The following is a 19,426-nucleotide window of genomic DNA, read 5'->3' as shown; positions in this document are numbered from 1 at the left end:
TTAAATCATAAGATTAAAGAATATCAAAAAAGTAAAAAGATGTTGAAGAATACGCCGGCTTTTTATAAAAAACAGTATCCGTGGCTGAAAGAGGTGGATTCACTGGCACTGGCCAATGTGCAGCTTCATCTGGAAAGGGCATATCAGAACTTTTTTAGAAATCCGCAGAGTGGTTTTCCAAAGTTCAAATCAAAACACAGAAGCCGGGCAGGTTATACGACGAATGTAGTAAATGGAAATATCAAACTGGAAGAAGGAAAGCTGAAGCTTCCGAAAATGTCTCATGTAAAACTGGTACAGCACCGACAGATACCGAAAGGATATCAATTGAAATCGGTGACGGTCACTCAGGAACCGTCCGGAAAATATTATGCCAGTCTTCTCTATACCTATGAGAGCCAAATAAGTGCGGAGAAAGCGGTGGTAGAAAAGTTGTTGGGAATGGATTTTGCCATGGGCGGTATGGCGGTGTTTTCAGACGGAAGCCGGGCAGAGTATCCGATGTATTACCGAAAGTCAGAAAAGAAATTGTGCAAAGAGCAGAGAAAGTTGTCTCACTGTGTAAAAGCAGTAAAGAAAGAACTGGAATTATCGGAACGGATTTATGAGTGTCGTTGTGGAAACCGGATGGACAGGGATGTCAACGCGGCAATCAATATTCGTGAAGAGGAAAGAAATATATTATGTGCATAACCTCACCGAAAGAATGCCCGTAACCGGGCAAAAAAACGAGGGGCACACGGGGATAGTCTGCAGATACTTAGCCCGTTGGGGCTATTGAACAGGAAGCCCTCATTTCAAAATCATGAGATTTAAGTGGTGGAAGTATGTCACGCTCTTTATCATTAGTTTGTGGCAAACAGAACTTGGGTGGAATAGTGAATTGACTCCTCACAGTGAACGGTATATACTATGTTTATACTAAGCGAAAGGAAGGAGTTGATCATAATATGTTTGCTCAAGTTAAAAAATGGGGAAATAGCCAGGGAATCAGGATTTCAAAGGATATACTGAAAAGTGCCGGTATTCATACAAATGATATTCTCAATATAGAGCTGATAGATGGAGATATTGTGCTTAGAAAGACGTTTAAACACAAGACTTTGGAGGAAAGGACAGAGGAATTGGGAAAAGGAATCGGACCGTACGACGAATTTGAATGGAACGAGCCGGTTGGAAGAGAGGAGTGGGAGAAGATATAATGCCAGTCATCGAACAAGGCGACATACTAAAAGTAGAGAAATTAAATAGTCCGGTTCTTGTGGTAAGTAAAAACTTTTTTAATCAATCAGAAGAAGCAATTGTCTGTCCAATAATTAAAAGTGCAGGTTTAGATCCATTGCATATATGTATTAAGGCAGAAGATATTAGTGGGTTTGTACTTTGTGAGCAGATGCGTTTATTAGACTTACGCGTTAGAGGATTTAAAAAAACCGGCAGGATAAAGTATGCAGACATTATTAATATCACAGATGCAATTCAGGGTATTTTTGATTATTGAGGGGTTATACTGACTGCATATTGATTACAAATAATAATTTCTCTCTGTGGTTGTTCCGGCATTTGGATTCTGCTCAGAATCTGCTGTGCGGCGGCAATCCCCATATCTTTTTCGTTCAGGACAATTATCCCATCTTTTGTGGAAAAAGGATGGGATAAATCTTTATGCTGATATCCGAGAATCTGTACACCAGAAGATAGTTCTCTGTGGTTTGCCAGATAATTATAGGCATCAGCTGTCATAACATTATTTCCAACTACTATAGCCGTACATTCTTCCTTCAGCAGTTCACCTGTCAGATAATATGCTTCGTGGGAAAGGGAATTGGTATTTTTGATAAGGTTTTGGACAATAGGCATATTGTTCTTTTCTAAAAAGTCAAGGTATAACTGTAACCGCTCTTTGGCAGTACTCAAATGCGGAAAATCTCCGATATATCCAATGCGTGTGTGCCCCTTACGCAGCAGCTGTTCCATTCCTGTGGTGATGGCGTTGGCATCTGAGACATTTATAATATCCAGGGGACAGTTTTTTAATTTACGGTCGATCAGTACAACCGGAAAGCTTTCGGGGATATATGACTCGATTTCAGCATAATCCTGCGCAGCAGATGCAAGAACAATACCATCGGCAATACCGGAAGCGAGATATTTTAATTGCTGGATTTCATTTTCTTTTGACTCTTTTGTATTTGTCAGAATCAGATTATATCCGGACTTTCTAAGCTCATTTTCCAGTGAGTCAATAATATTGGCAAAATAGTTGTTGGATATATCCGGGACAATGAAGGCAATGATGTTTTTCCGGCCGGTCTTAAAACTCTTTGCAGTCTGATTTGGTGCATAATTCAATTCTTCAATGGCCTGTAAGACCCGTTCGCGAGTCTCAGCAGTGATAGGCTTTGTACCATTTATAATGTAGGATACGGTTGCAATGGATACACCCGCATGCTTAGCAACGTCTTTGATCGTGCTCATAGAACCCTCCAAGTGAAACGTTTATACAAATAATCTTTTATAAAAATAATCTTTTATAAAAATAATGTAGCGGTCAAAAGGAATTTTGCCCCCTGATACCTACGGATTGCTTCGCACTTTGGGACCCTGGTATCATAAACATTACTTTAATAAAAAAGAATGGGAAAGTCAACTGCGGCATGTGATAATGGACAAAAAACAGGATGGATAAATATGAAATTTTGCCAATTGACATCTGGCATCTTATAAATTAGAATTAAATCAGGATAAACGTTTAACCAGCCGTGCAATCTAAAGAGAGGAGAAGTATAGATGTATTGGAAAGAGGCCTATAAAACCCGTACAAAAGATTTTTACAGTGGTTATGCAACAATTTACAACAATGAACCTCGTTTGAATTTTGAGGAACTTTTGAAGCATATGGAAGATTTCACGGAGGTCTATCAGAAATGTAAGAATGACCATCCGGCAATCCGCGAGGCGAAATGTCTGGATGCACAATTTCCTCAGATTATGCTTGGCATTATGCCAAACGACCTTTTCTGCGGGAGAGCAGATATCTTTCCGTTGGGAATGAATGCGCAGTATATCAACAGTGAATGGGGATTTGCTATGAACTTTGACTGGTTTGACGAAAAAATAGCAGATGAATCCATTACAAAGGAGGAACGCAGCAGATTAGAAGCACTTCGTGAATTCTGGGTAGATCATACTTCAACAAAGAAATTTTTGGCGGAAATGAATCCCACAGATAAGGTCTACATGGTCACAGGCGGTGTTACGGACGGGAATGTTCTGGATTTGGCAAACTATCCTCATGCTGCGGCTGCACTGCAAAGGGTTGCGGGAATTTTCCTGGATTATCACAAATTGCTGGATTATGGACTCCGTGGTCTCTATCATCTGACGGAAGAGAAACAAAAAGAACATCCGGAAAATGATCCGAATTTCTATGAAGGCATGCGCATGGCATTAAAGACCATCATGAAAACCTTAGAATGGTATGCCGGTCAGGCAGCAGGGCTGTACCGTACAGAGACAGATGAACAGCGCAAAGAAGATCTTAAGGAAATGGAAAGAATCTGCCGGAAACTTATTACGGAAAAACCGGGAAGCTTCCGGGAGGCAATTCAGCTTGTGATTATCTACTCATTGATCGATGGTACCCGCGAGTGGGGACGGATGGATGATTATCTGGCTTTGTACTATACAGAAGATATAAAAAAAGGAATTCTTGATGAGGAAGAAGCTATCCGTTTACTTACAAGTTTTTGGCAGCTGATGATTGTAAAAGAACAGGTGACTGATGACAGGGTTATTATCGGCGGATTGGGGAGAAAACACCCAAAAGAAGCAGATGAGCTTGCTATGGTAATCATGGAAGTATCAAGAAGAGTAAGGGATATTGTACCTCAGTTAACACTTCGCATGTATAAAGGCATGAACCCAAAATTGTATGAAAAAGCGATGGATTGTATCGGAGAGGGAACGACCTATCCTATGTTATATCAAGATGAAAATGTCATTCCGGGTGTTATGAAAGTCTTTGGTATCAGCTATGAAGAGGCGCTGGGCTGGATGCCGCTGGGATGTGGAGAATTTACAATTGACCATAGGATTATCATAAGCCCAAATTCCGTTTTGAATCTGGCAAATGTTTTGTGGGGCACCATGAATGGCGGATATGATTCCACAGGAAAATACAGGCTGACTCCAAATGACACAAAACTGACAGATTATGAGACTTTTGATCAACTATGGGATACGTTTTGCAAGAATGTGGCCTATTTGACAGATGTAAGTGCACGGAATCATTCCCGTGGTTATGAGATTATTGCAGAGGATATGTCTTTAAATCTTCATAATATCTTGTATGATGGCTGTATAGATGCAGGAAAAGGTATCATTAGCGGCGGCACTGTAAAATGTGGGGGGAGCGATGAAATCTATGGTATTGTCACCTGCTCGGACTCTCTATATGCCATCAAAAAATGCGTGTATGAAGATAAAGCCATGACAGCAGAAAAACTGTTGGATGTTCTGAAGATTAATTTTGCCGGTCATGAAGAAGAGCATGCAGTCCTTTTGGGTGCAGATAAGTTTGGAAATGACCTGGAAGAAGTAGACAATATGATGAAAGCGGTTCATGAGATGGTATGCTTTATTATGCTGGACATTTCCGGAAAATATTACGGACTGGACTGCTTTGGAATGGTAAACATCAATAACCGAGACAATACAACTTATGGAAGAAACACAGGGGCAACACCAGATGGAAGGCGTGCAGGAGATCCTTTGTCAAACGCAAATAATCCAACTGCAGGAATGGACAAGAATGGAGTGACAGCATTTGTGAATTCCCTGCTGAAAGCTAGAGGAGATATCCATTTTGGTACTGTTCAGAATATGAAGTTCTCGAAAGAAACCTTTAATACTATGCGAAGGACGGTTATCTTTCCGCTGCTGGATTCTTATTTTGGCCGTGGAGGCACACAGGCAATGATTAATGTAGTAGGAAAAGAAGATTTGGAAAATGCAAGAAAAGAGCCGGAGAAGTATTCGAATCTGATTGTACGCGTTGGAGGATTCAGCGCAAGATATGTAGAGCTGGCAGATGATGTACAGCTGGATATTCTAAACCGGACATTGAACTGATAAGGTGGAAGAAGAATGGCAGAATTAATGGTGTTTGATCTGCAGAGATTCGCACTGCATGATGGTCCCGGAATCCGCACCACAATTTTTCTGAAAGGATGTCCGCTGGATTGTGTGTGGTGCCACAATCCGGAATCTAAAAAGACAAAAGCACAGCTGGGCTTTCTGGAAAAGAATTGTGTGGGATGTGGGAAGTGTCAGGAAGTATGTAAACACGATGTTCACATAATAACTCAAAAAGGCTGCCACGAAATTGACTATAGCAACTGCGTGCAGTGTGGCTGCTGTGCTAATACATGCCCAAGCGGCGCACTAAAGATTTACGGAAAAAGAATGACCAGCGAGGAAATCATTGAAACTGTTATGAAAGACTGGGATTTTTACCAGAAAAGCGGCGGCGGTCTTACGGTAAGCGGCGGTGAACCAATGTTGCAGTTTGAGTGTTTGCTGGAGTTGCTGAAAAAGGCAAAAGCAAAAGGGCTTCATGTCTGCCTGGATACGTCCGGGCAGGCACCGGAAGAAAAATATTTGACCATTGCAGAATATGTGGATTTGTTCTTGTTTGACTATAAAATGACAGATGAACAGCAACATAGACGATATACGGGAGTTGATAACCGATTGATACTGAAGAATCTGGACTCTCTTGGCAGACATAAAAGCCATGTGTATCTGCGGTGCCCGATTATTCCCGGTATCAACGATAATGAAATCCACTACCGCAGTATTGCCGAATTGTCCCGCAAATATGACAATATTGATCAAGTGAATCTGATGATGTATCACGATATGGCGAAGGGAAAGGCGGCGCAGATTGGAGAGGAGTATAGTCTGCCGGATTTAAAGTCGATTGAGGCAAAAGAAAAAAGAAGAATTTATGAAAAGGTCGAGTCTTATGGCTGTCTCAGATTGCAGGAAAGTTAACGTGCAGTTAATAGAAAATGATATAGACAGGGAGGAATAGGGATATGAAAGCAGCAGTGTTTTATGAACCAGGCGTAGTAAAAGTAGAAGAAAAAGCGGATCCGGTGATTAAGGGGGATGAAGTGCTGATCCGTGTTATGGCGGCAGGAATCTGTGGGACAGATATCCACATCTATGATGGGGCAAAGGGCGCCTCCGATTGTTTTCCACCGGTAGTGCTGGGGCATGAATTTGCAGGAGTCGTAGAGGCGGTCGGAGACGACGCAGGAAGAGTGAAGGCTGGAGACCATGTTACTGTAGACCCCAGCATTATGTGCGGTAAATGCTATGCGTGCCAAGTAGGAAAACCACATTTCTGTGAATCTTATTCTGCAACAGGGGTTACTTACGATGGTGGTTTTGCGCAGCTTTGCAAAGTAAAAGAAGAGCAGGTTTATGTGCTGAAATCAGAGGTGTCTTTTGAGGAGGCTGCTATGTGTGAGCCATTAGGATGTTGTCTGCATGGTATCGACAGGGCAGGCATCCGTACCGGTGATACGGTTCTTATTATTGGAGGGGGAACCATCGGACTGATCATGCTGCAATTGGCAAAATTGGCCGGGGCCGCTACTGTTATCGTGTCCGAACTTGTGGCGTCAAAACGTGAGATGGCAAAAAAACTGGGTGCAGACTATACGGTAAATCCTCTGGAAAAAACACCGTTTGAACTGTTGGAAGAAAAAGGAATCCGTGAGATTAACGTAACGATTGAGTGTGTAGGACGAAAAGAAACCATGCTGGATGCGTTTAAATACATTGGAAATGGCGGGCATGTGCTACTATTTGGCTTGACAGAACCAGATTGCGAGATTCCGGTAAAACCATATGAGATTTTCCAAAAGGAAATCACTGTGACAGCATCATATGTAAATCCATTTTCTCATGGGCGGGCAGCAAATCTGGTAAATACCGGAAAAATAAAGCTTGCAGAATTGATATCAGACAGACTGCCACTGGATGATATCAATAGAGTATTTGAAATACGTGGAAAGAATGGGAAGATGATGATTTTCCCAAACAAGTAGGTGGGCAGAGAGATACTGCTCCTCCTTAATCAAATGTCTGCGTGACCTTTCTGTAATCATTCGGTGCCATCCCTACATAGGCCGAAGCGAGATTGCCCAGATAGTTTCTGAAAATGATTCAGGAGGACCAACCTGGCTTGGCTGCCCTACTGAATGTCACATAATTTTTATCAGAATATTATGGATGAGTTTGGAGCGAGGGGGATTTTGACAAGCTTCTTGCGGCCGCACATCAGCATCATATCAAAATAGGGCTTTTACAATGTAATAATCTGATGCATAACTGAATAAAATGTTGAAATTATATAAAAGCAAGAGGAGATAACAGCATGGAGAAGGTAAAGAAAAAGTCATCCGGCATGAATCCTTTTGTCATTCTATTTGCAGTAATGCTGGTGTGTGCAGTTACATCCTATTTTATTTCTCCGGGAGCATTTGAACGCGTTGAGGAAAATGGACGCACTATGGTTGTTGAAGGCAGTTTTCATGAGGTGGAAAGGACACCTGTATCAATCGGAAACTTCTTCCTTGCTATACCCCAGGGGCTTGTGGGTGCCGCCAGTATTATGTTTCTTGTCATGCTCGTGGGTGGGTTTGTGCAGGTGTATCTGGACACGGGAGCTCTGGATAAGGGAATATCGAAGATATTGCGGGCATCAGATAAGTTTGGGAGCCCGGTCGTTCTTCTGATTATTATGCTGCTGTTTTCGGCAATAGGTGGATTTCTTGGCTGGGCCGAGCAAATTATTCCTTTCGTTCCCATTATCGTATCTATCTGCCTTGCGCTGGGCTATGATACCGTTGTGGGGATGGCTTCCAGCGCCTTTGTGTGTATGATGGGCTTTGCAGTATCCCCGACAAATGTCTACACTGTGGGAATATCCCATGAAATTGCAGAGCTGCCTATGTTTTCCGGCATGTGGCTGCGTCTGATTGCGTTAGTGGTTGTAGAGACTGTTATCATGATTTATATACTTATATATGCTGCCCGGGTAAAAAAGGCTCCGGCCAAAAGCATTGTATACGGCATTGATAACGGCAGTCTTAAAAGAGATTACAGCTCTCTGAAGGACAGCAGGATGACAAAGCATCAGATTTTGGCATTAATTATCTTTGGAATTACATTTGTTGTGGCTATTTTCGGAGTTTTGAATTATAGTTGGGAGATGGATCAACTTTCGGCTGTATTTTTGGCGGGCGGCCTTTTGGGAGGTCTTGTCGGGCGTTTGGGCGTAAATGGGACCACCGGCAGCATTGTGAAGGGTGCTAAGGGAGCAGTGGATGGAGCTCTGGTTATTGGACTTGCGCGTGCGATTCAGGTTATTATGACCCAGGGCGGGCTGATTGATCCTATCATCAATTTCTTTTCAAAATCGCTGGGCGGTCTTTCCCCATGGCTTGCTGCAATAGGCATATTTGTGGTTACCCTGTTGGCAGACGGCCTTATTCCCTCTGGCAGCGGTAAAGCAATCGCAATTATGCCTATTCTCATCCCACTGGCGGATATGATTGGCGTCACCAGACAAACAGCAACCTTAGCCTATCAATTTGGGGATGGATTTGCCAATATGTACTGGTTTACGAATGGGACACTTTTGATTTTCCTTGCTGTTTCAAAGATTCCCTTACGCAAATGGTATAAGTTCCTCTGGCCGCTTCAGATTGTGCTGACTGTTATCGCGATTGCATTCTTAGGGATTGCGATTGCCACCAACTATCAATAAGCCGAGGGGGATTCAAGATGAAAGCTTATGAGCGGGCTTTGGCCGAAAAACAATACATTGTCGATTTGCGCCGGCATTTCCACAGTCATCCGGAATTAAGCTGGCAGGAGTATGCAACTACAGAGAGAATCTGCGAAGAACTTGACAAATTATCAATTCCTTACAACAGACTGCCAAAGACAGGTGTGATTGCTACCCTTAAGGGTACAAAAAAGCATCCTGTCATTGGCCTTCGTGCGGATATAGATGCTCTCCCTGTTAAAGAGGTAAAGGATCTGCCGTTTAAATCGTTAAACGAAGGGGTGATGCATGCCTGCGGGCATGACTCTCATATGTCTATGCTGCTTGGCGCCGCAAAGATTTTAAGCGAGCATAAGGAGGAAGTCAACTGCACAGTTCGTTTTATCTTTCAGCCGGCGGAGGAGACAATCCAGGGAGCCAAAACCCTGTTGAATAATACTGAGGTGATGGAGTGTGATAACCTTTTTGCAATCCATATTTTCCCGTACATTGAGACAGGGGGAATATCTGTGGAAAAGGGTCCGCGTTTTACTTCTGCAGACACCATAAAATTTAAAATTATGGGCCGGGGCGGACATGGCTCCATGCCCCAGGATACTGTGGACCCAATTGTTACATCCGCAGCTGTTATAAATAATCTGCAGGCTATTGTAAGCCGCGAAATTGACCCGAGGGATACTTGTGTTATCAGTGTTTGCTCCATTCACTCAGGCTCAGCAGCCAATATAATCCCGAATAATGTGGAAATGTTGGGGACAGTGCGCACATTTAACCCCAAGGTAAGGGAAATACTGCCGGAAAAAATTGAAAGGGTGATTGCCGGGACATGTGAAACGTTCCGTACAACGTATGAGTATGAGTTCATTCGCGGAACGCCCGCAACAATCAACGAACCCGGAAGTAGTGCAAGAGCAGAGCGCGCTGTGCGGGATATACTGGGAGAAGAGGGGCTCGTCAGGTATGAAAAAACCCCGGGTGGTGAAGACTTTGCCTGGCTGCTTGAAAAGAAACCGGGATGCCTTGCATTTGTAGGGTGCCGCAATGAAGTAAATGACCAGAACTATGCACTTCACAGTGAGCGTTTTGATTTGGATGAAGAGGCAATGGTGAACGGAGCTGCTCTATTTGTACAGTATGTGTTGGTTACACAGGATGAAATATAATATGATACCAGGGTCAAAAGGTCATGCGTTTCATGCTTGCATGAAAAAGCATGACTTTGGGACCCGCAAAACATGAGAAAGTAGCCCGAATAGGGCGGATTTCGAATGTTTTTAGGATTGCGGGAGCACAAAGTGCGTAGCAACCCGTAGGTATCAGGAGGGCAAAATACCATTTGCTCCATACATCATAATATTTGAAAAATAAGAATTCCGCAGTCCTGACTTTGCAAAGCTGCGGAGTTCTTATTTTATATGATTCTTATACGGCTGCTTCTTTTCTTTAACATAAATTAGCAATCTAGACATTGGATAACTGCTATAGTCGAAAGATAGAAAAATCTGTTGACAAAAGTGATTTAATATATGATTATTAAAAGGACGACTTTAAATGTTATGGAAGGAAATGAAAATGTATAATTTTGGCGAATTTTTGGCGCAGACGAAGGACAACCCTGCCCTTTTAATTACAGTAGTGTTAACGCTGGCAGTTATCCTCGTCAACGGCTGGACTGATGCCCCCAATGCCATCGCTACGGCAGTGTCAACAAAAGCGATACCACCCCGGCCGGCGATAACTATGGCGGCTATATTCAATTTTTTGGGAATTTTAGTAATGACCGCAATCAATAAGAATGTAGCCCAGACCATTTATAATATGGTAGATTTTGGGGACAATGCCCACCAAGCACTGGTGGCATTATGTGCGGCGATGGTTGCCATAGTACTGTGGGCTGTTGCGGCGTGGGCTTTTGGCATCCCGACCAGTGAAAGCCATGCTTTGATTGCCGGCCTTACGGGGGCGGCTATAGCTATGCATGGAGGTCTTGGCGGCGTAAATGGCAGTGAATGGCTAAAGGTAATTTATGGTTTGGTACTATCTACGGTTCTGGGATTTGTTCTGGGATATGTTGTGGTAAAGCTGATCGGCCTTATATTTAGCAAGGTTGACCGGCGAAAGACAACCGGAATATTCCAAAATGCCCAGATTGGCGGAGCCGCGGCCATGGCCTTTATGCATGGTGCTCAGGATGGACAGAAATTTATGGGTGTATTCCTGTTGGGTATAGCCCTCAATAATGGAGATACAAATGCAGGTATGTTTGAAATCCCCTTTTGGCTGATTGTAATTTGCTCCCTGGTTATGGGACTTGGGACATCCATCGGCGGCTATAAGATTATTAAAGCTGTGGGAATGGATATGGTCAAACTTGAAACTTATCAGGGGTTTGCAGCGGACCTGGCGGGTGCGGGATGCCTGCTGGTTTCATCCCTTACCGGAATGCCGGTTTCTACGACCCATACAAAGACTACGGCAATTATGGGGGTAGGTGCTGCAAAAAGCATTAAGCGGGTAGACTGGAGTGTAGTGAAGGAGATGGTACTGACCTGGATATTAACATTTCCCGGTTGTGGTTTAATAGGTTTTGCAATGGCAAAACTATTTACAATGTTTTTTTAAAGGAAGGATATAAACACTATGGCAAAGAGAAAGAGTCCTTATTTTGATGACTTTAACAGAATGGTTGAATGTTCCTGCAAAGCGGCAGAGCATTTGAAGAAAACACTCAGAGAATTTTCTCCCGAAACTTTTGAAGAAAAATGTGAATTAATGCATCAGATAGAAAATGAAGAGGATGACGTTAAGCATGAGATGATGGAGCGCCTGGCGAAAGAATTTATACCTCCGATTGACAGAGAGGATATTATCGATATGTCACATCACCTGGATAATGTAACAGACAAGATTGAGGAAATTGTGATGCGGATGCACATGTATAATGTCCAGACCCTCCGGACTGACGCAAATACTTATGCAGATATCATTGTAAAGATGTGCGATAAGTTAAAGATTGCAGTGGAAGAATTTCCAAATTTCCATAAATCAACTACACTTAAGGAAAAAATTATTGAGATTAATACAATTGAAGAGGAGGGCGACCGCTTATATATGACCGCAGTCAGGGAACTCTTTGAGCAGGAAAGCGACCCCATGCAGATTTTTGCTTGGAGCAAGATTTTTGATTTAATGGAAGACTGCTGTGATGCCTGCGAGCATGTGGCGAATGTAATGGAAATGGTCATTATGAAAAATGGCTAAAAAGGGAGTGTTTTCTTGCGGTGCAACTGCCGGTTGACAAATTTCCAAGTGAGATTGGTGGCCGGCAACCAATCTTTTTGTTAAAATATCACTATCTTAAGAGAGTATTTTGCGATATCGTAAGCTATAAATTTTATGTGAGGTGAAGTTTTATGATTTTGGCGGAGAAGATAATGAAGCATAGAAAACAAAACGGTTGGTCTCAGGAAGAGCTGGCAATGAAATTGAATATTTCACGACAGTCAGTTTCAAAATGGGAGAGCACTGCAGCAATCCCGGATTTGGATAAAATTATTAAGTTGAGTGAAATCTTCGAGGTGAGTACTGATTATTTATTAAAGGATGAGCTGGAGGACGAGGCCGGCGTTGGAACAATTTCGGATGAAGAACCGGATTACAACAATGAAACCGTAAGAACGATTTCACTGCAAGAAGCCAACAGCTATATGGAACTGATTGACGGGGTATCCAAAAAAATGGCGGCGGCAGTTGCAGCATGCATCCTTTCACCAGTGCTTTTAATCTTGCTGGGTGGGTTGTCAGAATATCGGAAGACAGGTATTACAGAGGATATGGCAGGAGGGATCGGGGTGACAGTTCTGCTTTTGATAGTAGCGGGAGCTGTTGCAGTATTTATCCTGATTGGGATGCAGCTGGACAAATTTGAATACTTGGAAAAGGAGTCCCTTAACCTGCAATATGGCGTGGCTGGAATTGCAGAGACAAAACGTAATGATTTTGAGCCGGTCTATAAGAGATGTATAGCCTCTGGTGTTGCACTCTGTATCGTCAGCGCTGTGCCCATTATGATAGCAGCTGCTTTTAATTCAACGGATATGGTATATATTTATTGTGTTGTTATTCTGCTTGTATTGATAGCCTTTGCTGTTTTCTTATTTGTATGGTCCGGCATGATTTATGGAAGTTATCAAAAGCTCCTGGAAGAAGGGGATTATACACGAAGCAAAAAACTTGAGAGTAAAAGAAATGATAACCTGTCAAAGGTATATTGGTGTACAGCAACAGCTATATACCTGGGGACGAGTTTCCTTACAGGAAGGTGGGAAATTACTTGGGTTATCTGGCCCTGTGCAGGTGTTTTGTACGCCGCGGTATGCGGTATTGCTGCAATGCTTCGAAAAAGCTGAATGTAAACCAAAAAGAAGGCAGAGAAGAGAACTTATGTCCCTGCTTTTTTTATGCATAGAAATAGAAAATATGTGAAAAGTACACAAGAAATCTATAAACATATAGAAGATGTTGATTAAAGAATGTGATAATGTTATCATGGCAACAGAGGATTTAAACAAAATATAAATTAAGAAGGGGGGCTGTAGTAAGGCTTTAAACAAAATATAAATTGGAAAAGGGGGTTTTGGTGTGGAAACACTGAACAATATCGTATTGACGATCCAGCATTATCTTGCAGACTACATTTTGATTATCCTGCTTTTGGCCGGTGGTGCATGGTTCACAATACGGTTAAATTTTATTCAAGTGAGAGGTTTTAAAGAAGGAATGAAAAGGGCTTTCGGAGGATTGTTTTCCAAGAAAGGGGAAGCAGGGAAAGACGGAATGTCCTCTTTTCAGGCTCTTGCGACAGCAATCGCTGCACAAGTAGGTACCGGGAATATTGCAGGAGCAGCGACAGCCTTGGCAATTGGAGGCCCGGGTGCAATTTTCTGGATGTGGATTGCCGCCTTTCTGGGGATGGCGACGATTTTTGCAGAAGCGGTCATGGCACAGAAGTATAAGCAGGTTGGTAAGGACGGACAAGTGACAGGAGGGCCTGTATATTATATCCGGGCAGCATTTCAAGGCACATTTGGAAAAGTCCTGGCAGGGATTTTTGCTGTACTGATTACTTTGGCACTTGGCTTCATGGGAAATGCGGTGCAGTCCAATTCGATTGCATCGGCCTTTAACACAGCATTTGGCATCCCACAGCCGGTGATGGGAGTAATTGTAGCAATCATCGCACTGTTTGTATTTATGGGCGGCATGAAGAGAATTGCAAAGGTTACAGAAATCATAGTACCGTTTATGGCGGTTCTTTATATCATAGGATCACTGATTGTCATTTTCTACAACTACAAAAATATCCCATATGCATTCGCATCAATATTTGTCGGTGCATTCAAGCCTTCAGCAGTGACCGGCGGTGCAGTAGGCGCAACTATTAAACTGGCTCTCACGAAAGGCGTTGCCAGAGGACTTTTCTCCAATGAAGCAGGTATGGGTTCCACACCTCATGCACATGCTGTAGCAAAAGTGGATCATCCGGTAGAACAGGGATTCCTGGCAATGATAGGGGTGTTCATTGATACCTTTATCGTTCTGAACATGACAGCACTTGTAATTATTACTACAAAGTCAATCCCATCCGGAAAGACAGGCGCAGAACTGAGTCAGTTCGCATTTTCTACGTTGTACGGAAAAGGAGGAGACATCTTTATCGCGGTTTGTCTGTTGTTCTTTGCATTTTCCACAATCATAGGCTGGTATTTCTTCGGCGAAGCCAATGTAAAATACTTATTTGGTACAAAAGCAGTAAGGATATATGCTGTGCTGGTGGCGGTATGCGTTGTACTGGGCTCCCTGGCACAGGTAGACTTGGTATGGAACATGGCCGACTGCTTCAACTCCATGATGGTAATTCCGAACATTCTAGCGTTGTTTATGCTAAGTAAAGTAATTAAGTCGGTACACGACGACTATTACAAGAAATTTCTGAAGAAAAAATAATGCAATTCAGAACATAATGATGATAGGGGCAAAAGTCTTTTTGCCCCATAATACCTACGGATTGCTTTGTACTTTGTGCTCCCGCAATCCTGAAAACATTCGAAATCCGCTCTATTCGGGCTACTTTCCTATGAGTTTTTTCTGTATCTTGAAGGTGTCGTCCCATATTTCTCCCGGAAGATCTTATAGAAATATCCTTTATTATGATATCCCACAATCTCTGAAATTTCTTCTACACTTTTCTGTGTGTCGGTTAAAAGCTGCTCCGCTCTCTCCAGTCTGATTTGCTGGACATATGCAGAGTAGGTCAGTCCGGTATTGTTCTTAATCAGACGATTAAAATAATCTTCCTGGAAATGGAAGGTGTCCGCCAGTTCCTGAATTGTGATATGGGCATAATTGCGCTGAATATACTCTGAAACTTCTTCGAAGACGATCCAACTCATGGTCCGCCGCTGCTCTCCGGACAGTGAAAAATCGTATTCGGTACTCAGAATACGGAAAATTCTAAGCAGAATTCCTTTACATATATAGCGGTAACCAACATTTCTTTCATGCAGCTCTTTCAAAAGCAGATAAAAATAATCTTCTATCTCGTGACCGGCCGTGTTCCCCGGTGTAAAGTGCAGATATTGCCGGACATCCTTCTGCTTCATTAAAGCTGACTGGAGAAAGGCAATGATTTTTTGCGTTGTAATATTTTCATCCATAATTTCTGAAAACATGTCATTTGACATTCCAAGAAACAAAATCACAGCGGGCTCTTCGCGCAGATAGTCCTGATGCAGGCAGTTCTTATCAACCAGACACAGCTCTCCCTTCTGAAAAACAATATTATTGCCGAGGATTTTCTGGTGGAAGGCTCCCTCCACTACATAGGCCAGTTCAATGTAATCGTGGGTGTGGAGCTGAGTTATAGTGCCGGATTCAAAGGAACGATGATAACGAAAGGGCTCTGGAGAAGGGCACATGGTGGCATAAATAGTGGAATCAGAAGCAATATTCCAACAAAGTGCAAAAATACGCTCATCGGTTGGCAGAGGATAGGTCTTTACTTCCGGAATAGATTTGGAATATTCCGGGCATACCAGGCGGGGTCCAAGCCTATGCTCAGGAGCTAATTCCTTACTGCTGCTGGATATAATCTGACGGCATAGTTCTGGCAGATTTAATACTGGATCATTCATGCCGGAACCTCCTTTCTTTTTAAAATGAGTGTAACTATTCAGAACCAAGCTCAAAAACCCACAGTTTTTTCACTGTTTGGCTCTCGCCAATTGAATTTCTTATAGTATATCACAATAATTTTATAATCGGTCGGATTAGGTAACTTTTTTGAAATAATGGCAGAGTTATGAAATTGAAACTGATGTCTGGATTTTTCTATAATGAAATCATAAAACGTATTAAATCATCAGCTACGTGTAAATATACAATAGTAAAGGAGAATGAAGCTATGTTAAAGACAAAGAATTATCAATTTTGGTTTTGTACCGGATCACAGGATTTATATGGGGATGAATGCCTGGCGCATGTGGCAGCGCATTCAAAGAAAATTGTGGAGGTGCTGAATGCCTCCGGCAATCTTCCATACGAAGTGGTGTGGAAACCAACGCTTATCACAAATGAATTAATCAGGAAGACATTTAATGAGGCAAATATGGATGGGAGCTGTGCCGGTGTTATCACCTGGATGCACACATTTTCACCTGCTAAGTCCTGGATTCTCGGGCTTCAGGAATATAGAAAACCGTTGCTTCATTTACACACACAGTTTAATCAGGAAATCCCATATGATACCATCGACATGGATTTCATGAATGAGAACCAGGCAGCGCACGGTGACAGAGAGTACGGCCATATTTTCAGCCGTCTGGGCATGGAACGTAAGATTGTTGTGGGATATTGGGCTGATGAGAAAGTCCAGAAAAAGATTGGCTCATGGATGAGAACTGCAGTCGGAGTTATCGAGAGCAGTCACATCCGTGTTATGCGTATTGCGGATAATATGAGAAATGTCGCTGTGACGGAGGGCGATAAAGTCGAGGCTCAGATTAAGTTTGGCTGGGAAGTAGATGCTTACCCGGTAAATGAGATTACAGAGGCTGTGGCAGTTGTTTCTCAGGCAGATATTGATACATTAGTGGAAGAATATTATGACAAATATGAGATTCTTCTGGAAGGCAGAGATGAAAAGGAGTTCCGCAGACATGTAGAGGTTCAGGCAGGAATAGAAATTGGTTTTGAAAGATTCCTGGAGGAAAAGAACTATCAGGCAATCGTGACACATTTTGGCGATCTTGGAAATCTGAAACAGCTGCCGGGACTTGCGATTCAGAGATTGATGGAAAAAGGCTATGGATTTGGCGGAGAGGGTGACTGGAAAACGGCGGCTATGGTTCGCCTGATGAAAATTATGACAGGCGGGATGAAAGATGCAAAGGGAACTTCTTTCATGGAGGATTACACATATAATCTTGTACCCGGAAAAGAAGGAATTCTGCAGGCACACATGCTGGAGGTTTGCCCGAGCATTGCTGAAGGCAAGATCAGCATCAAGGAGCAGCCTCTTTCCATGGGTGACAGAGAAGACCCGGCAAGACTTGTATTTACAGCAAAAGAAGGGCCTGCTGTTGCAACATCGCTGATTGACTTAGGGGACAGATTCCGCCTTATCATCAACGATGTAAACTGTAAGAAAACAGAAAAACCAATGCCGAAGCTTCCGGTCGCCACAGCATTCTGGACACCGGAACCAAATCTTTTGACAGGAGCCGAAGCGTGGATTTTGGCAGGTGGTGCACATCATACAGCGTTTTCTTATGACCTGACTGCAGAGCAGTTGGGAGACTGGGCAGCGAGCATGGGAATCGAGGCTGTTTATATTGATAAGAATACAAACATTCGTCAGTTCAAGAATGAACTGCTGTGGAACAGTGTGGCATATCGCAAGTAATATTTTATAAATAGGTTCAGCGTGCATGATAAACAAAAGTATAGCATTGGATGTGTATGTATACACTTCAGTGCTATATTTTTGTATTTATGTTTGGTACAATTAATAAAAGTTAATGGCATTGACAATTATTCCTAATGAAATTAAATTGAATAGGATCTTTACTAAGACTACAACAGTAGAAAAGTTGTTTTTATTTGAAGGTCTACAGAAAGAATAGAATGCGGGCTTAGGAAGGAGAAATGCATGAAACCAGGGCGAGGCAATAAAAGTAAAAAGAAGTATTTGATTTGGCTGACAGTACTGCTCCTTTTAATTGTACTGCTTGCAGGGGGGTACTATGTTTTCAGAGAAAATCAAAACCGGACAGGTGAAAAGGAAACAAAAGAACCTGCGGAAGGGGCTTCTGATGAACAGCAAGACGATAATCCCGGCAATAATCCGGCCGGGCAGGAGGCGGAGAAGGAACCTGAACTGACAGAGGAGGAAAAGCTTGAATTGGAGATTGATAAAATACTGAAAGATATGTCTCTGGAGGATAAGGTGTGCCAGTTATTTTTTGTGCGTCCGGAAGCGCTGACAGGGGTTGACACGGCAACACAGGCAGGAGATATGACAAAGGAGGCGTTGGACTCCTATCCGGTAGGCGGGGTTGTCTTATTTTCCGAAAATATCCAGAATGAGGATCAGCTTCGAACAATGCTTGCAAATTTGCAATCTTATAGCAAATATCCGTTGTTCACCGGTGTGGATGAGGAAGGCGGCCCGCTTGTCGCACGGGTTGCCAATAGCGGAACCATCCAGGTACCCACATTTCCTAATATGCAGGAGATAGGAAGTACTCTTGAACCGGAAAAGGCGTATGAGGTGGGGAATACCATAGGAGGCTATTTAAAACAGCTGGGATTTAATGTGGATTTTGCGCCGGTGGCAGATGTGGCAGTGAACCCGGAAAATCAGGTGATCGGAGCAAGGTCTTTTGGAAATGATTCAAATCTGGTATCCCAAATGGTGGTCAGGGAAGTGGAAGGAATGCAGGAGCAGAATGTCAGTGCGGTACTGAAACATTTTCCAGGTCATGGGGACACAATTGAGGACAGTCATGAACAGGCTGCAATCTCGAATAAAACTATAGAAGAGCTGCGAGAAACAGAATTTCTGCCGTTTCAGGCTGGTATTCAAGCAGGCGCAGACATGGTGATGGCAGGGCATATCTCTGTACCTTCCATAACCGGAGACAATACACCGGCTTCGCTGTCAGAGCAGATTATTACCGGCTGCCTGAGAAATGAACTCGGGTATGATGGAATTGTAATAACAGATTCCATGAGTATGGGAGCCATTGTAAATTACTATGACCCGGCAGGGTCGGCTGTTATGGTGATTCAGGCCGGCGGAGACATGATACTGATGCCTCAGGACTTTCTTGCGGCGCGCCAGGCAGTTTTGGATGCGGTAAACAATCATACAATCACGGAAGAACGGCTGGATGAATCACTTCGCAGGATTTACAGGAAAAAGCTGGAGCGGATAGAGGGATAATTGAGAATTTTTTCCGGAAGGTGTTCAGAAGAGCAAGTTTGTGGTATCATTTAAAA

The 19,426-nt window shown here is 42.9% G+C and carries 16 protein-coding genes; 14 read left to right on the top strand and 2 right to left on the bottom strand.

Going from position 1 to position 19,426, the window contains the following annotated elements:
• Nucleotides 1-12 precede the first annotated feature (12 nt).
• The 3 genes from EDD59_RS02845 to EDD59_RS02835 all read left to right on the top strand — a co-directional run bounded on the left by EDD59_RS02845 (nucleotide 13) and on the right by EDD59_RS02835 (nucleotide 1,501).
• Nucleotides 13-693 (top strand): RNA-guided endonuclease InsQ/TnpB family protein, encoded by a 681-nt coding sequence (locus EDD59_RS02845; RefSeq protein WP_279233322.1) that lies wholly within the window; start codon nucleotides 13-15, stop codon nucleotides 691-693.
• A 257-nt stretch (nucleotides 694-950) separates the two neighbouring features.
• Nucleotides 951-1,202 carry an AbrB/MazE/SpoVT family DNA-binding domain-containing protein gene (locus EDD59_RS02840; protein ID WP_132378687.1) on the top strand — a complete coding sequence of 84 codons (252 nt, stop codon included), beginning with the start codon at nucleotides 951-953 and terminating at the stop codon, nucleotides 1,200-1,202.
• Entirely contained in the window at nucleotides 1,202-1,501 is a 300-nt protein-coding gene (locus EDD59_RS02835; RefSeq protein WP_243117322.1) for a type II toxin-antitoxin system PemK/MazF family toxin, read from the top strand. Before EDD59_RS02840 ends, EDD59_RS02835 begins: the two co-directional genes overlap by 1 nt.
• Here EDD59_RS02835 and EDD59_RS02830 read toward each other — a convergent pair.
• Nucleotides 1,495-2,478: a LacI family DNA-binding transcriptional regulator gene (locus EDD59_RS02830; protein WP_132378685.1), complete on the bottom strand. Its 984-nt coding sequence runs from the start codon at nucleotides 2,476-2,478 to the stop codon at nucleotides 1,495-1,497. The two genes, EDD59_RS02835 and EDD59_RS02830, sit on opposite strands and share 7 nt — an antisense overlap.
• A 312-nt stretch (nucleotides 2,479-2,790) precedes the next feature.
• Here EDD59_RS02830 and EDD59_RS02825 point away from each other — a divergent pair, with 312 nt between their 5' ends.
• The 9 genes from EDD59_RS02825 to EDD59_RS02785 all read left to right on the top strand — a co-directional run bounded on the left by EDD59_RS02825 (nucleotide 2,791) and on the right by EDD59_RS02785 (nucleotide 14,872).
• Nucleotides 2,791-5,133, top strand: coding sequence for a pyruvate formate lyase family protein (locus EDD59_RS02825; RefSeq protein ID WP_132378683.1), 2,343 nt, complete (start codon nucleotides 2,791-2,793; stop codon nucleotides 5,131-5,133).
• A gap of 15 nt (nucleotides 5,134-5,148) precedes the next feature.
• On the top strand, nucleotides 5,149-6,057 hold the full coding sequence (locus EDD59_RS02820) for a glycyl-radical enzyme activating protein (RefSeq protein ID WP_132378681.1): 909 nt from the start codon (nucleotides 5,149-5,151) through the stop codon (nucleotides 6,055-6,057).
• A gap of 44 nt (nucleotides 6,058-6,101) precedes the next feature.
• Complete coding sequence (locus EDD59_RS02815; RefSeq protein ID WP_132378679.1) at nucleotides 6,102-7,121, top strand: zinc-dependent alcohol dehydrogenase family protein; 1,020 nt, start codon at nucleotides 6,102-6,104, stop codon at nucleotides 7,119-7,121.
• Nucleotides 7,122-7,450: 329 nt separating this feature from the next.
• Entirely contained in the window at nucleotides 7,451-8,845 is a 1,395-nt protein-coding gene (locus EDD59_RS02810; RefSeq protein ID WP_132378677.1) for a YfcC family protein, read from the top strand.
• A gap of 17 nt (nucleotides 8,846-8,862) precedes the next feature.
• A complete protein-coding gene (locus EDD59_RS02805) occupies nucleotides 8,863-10,029 on the top strand; it encodes a M20 metallopeptidase family protein (protein WP_132378675.1) in 1,167 nt (388 codons plus the stop codon).
• 388 nt (nucleotides 10,030-10,417) lie between these two features.
• The gene (locus tag EDD59_RS02800; RefSeq protein ID WP_243117321.1) at nucleotides 10,418-11,488 is read left to right on the top strand and encodes an inorganic phosphate transporter; all 1,071 of its coding nucleotides are present in this window, start codon (nucleotides 10,418-10,420) and stop codon (nucleotides 11,486-11,488) included.
• Nucleotides 11,489-11,506: 18 nt separating this feature from the next.
• Nucleotides 11,507-12,127 carry a DUF47 domain-containing protein gene (locus EDD59_RS02795; RefSeq protein WP_132378673.1) on the top strand — a complete coding sequence of 207 codons (621 nt, stop codon included), beginning with the start codon at nucleotides 11,507-11,509 and terminating at the stop codon, nucleotides 12,125-12,127.
• Between the two features lie 173 nt (nucleotides 12,128-12,300).
• Nucleotides 12,301-13,275 carry a helix-turn-helix domain-containing protein gene (locus tag EDD59_RS02790; protein ID WP_243117320.1) on the top strand — a complete coding sequence of 325 codons (975 nt, stop codon included), beginning with the start codon at nucleotides 12,301-12,303 and terminating at the stop codon, nucleotides 13,273-13,275.
• Nucleotides 13,276-13,507: 232 nt separating this feature from the next.
• Complete coding sequence (locus EDD59_RS02785; protein WP_132378669.1) at nucleotides 13,508-14,872, top strand: alanine/glycine:cation symporter family protein; 1,365 nt, start codon at nucleotides 13,508-13,510, stop codon at nucleotides 14,870-14,872.
• 128 nt (nucleotides 14,873-15,000) lie between these two features.
• Here EDD59_RS02785 and EDD59_RS02780 read toward each other — a convergent pair whose 3' ends face one another.
• Nucleotides 15,001-16,059, bottom strand: coding sequence for an AraC family transcriptional regulator (locus EDD59_RS02780; RefSeq protein ID WP_132378667.1), 1,059 nt, complete (start codon nucleotides 16,057-16,059; stop codon nucleotides 15,001-15,003).
• Nucleotides 16,060-16,328: 269 nt separating this feature from the next.
• Here EDD59_RS02780 and araA point away from each other — a divergent pair, with 269 nt between their 5' ends.
• Complete coding sequence (gene araA, locus EDD59_RS02775) at nucleotides 16,329-17,828, top strand: L-arabinose isomerase (RefSeq protein WP_132378665.1); 1,500 nt, start codon at nucleotides 16,329-16,331, stop codon at nucleotides 17,826-17,828.
• 246 nt (nucleotides 17,829-18,074) lie between these two features.
• Nucleotides 18,075-19,370, top strand: a complete 1,296-nt coding sequence (locus EDD59_RS02770) for a glycoside hydrolase family 3 protein (protein WP_132378663.1) — start codon at nucleotides 18,075-18,077, stop codon at nucleotides 19,368-19,370.
• Nucleotides 19,371-19,426: the final 56 nt, after the last annotated feature.

Origin of the sequence: Muricomes intestini (genome assembly GCF_004346165.1) — a bacterium.
Lineage (GTDB): Bacteria > Bacillota > Clostridia > Lachnospirales > Lachnospiraceae > Muricomes > Muricomes intestini.
The sequence above is the reverse complement of the archived record's forward strand: the minus strand, read 5'-3'. Positions and strand labels throughout refer to the sequence as shown.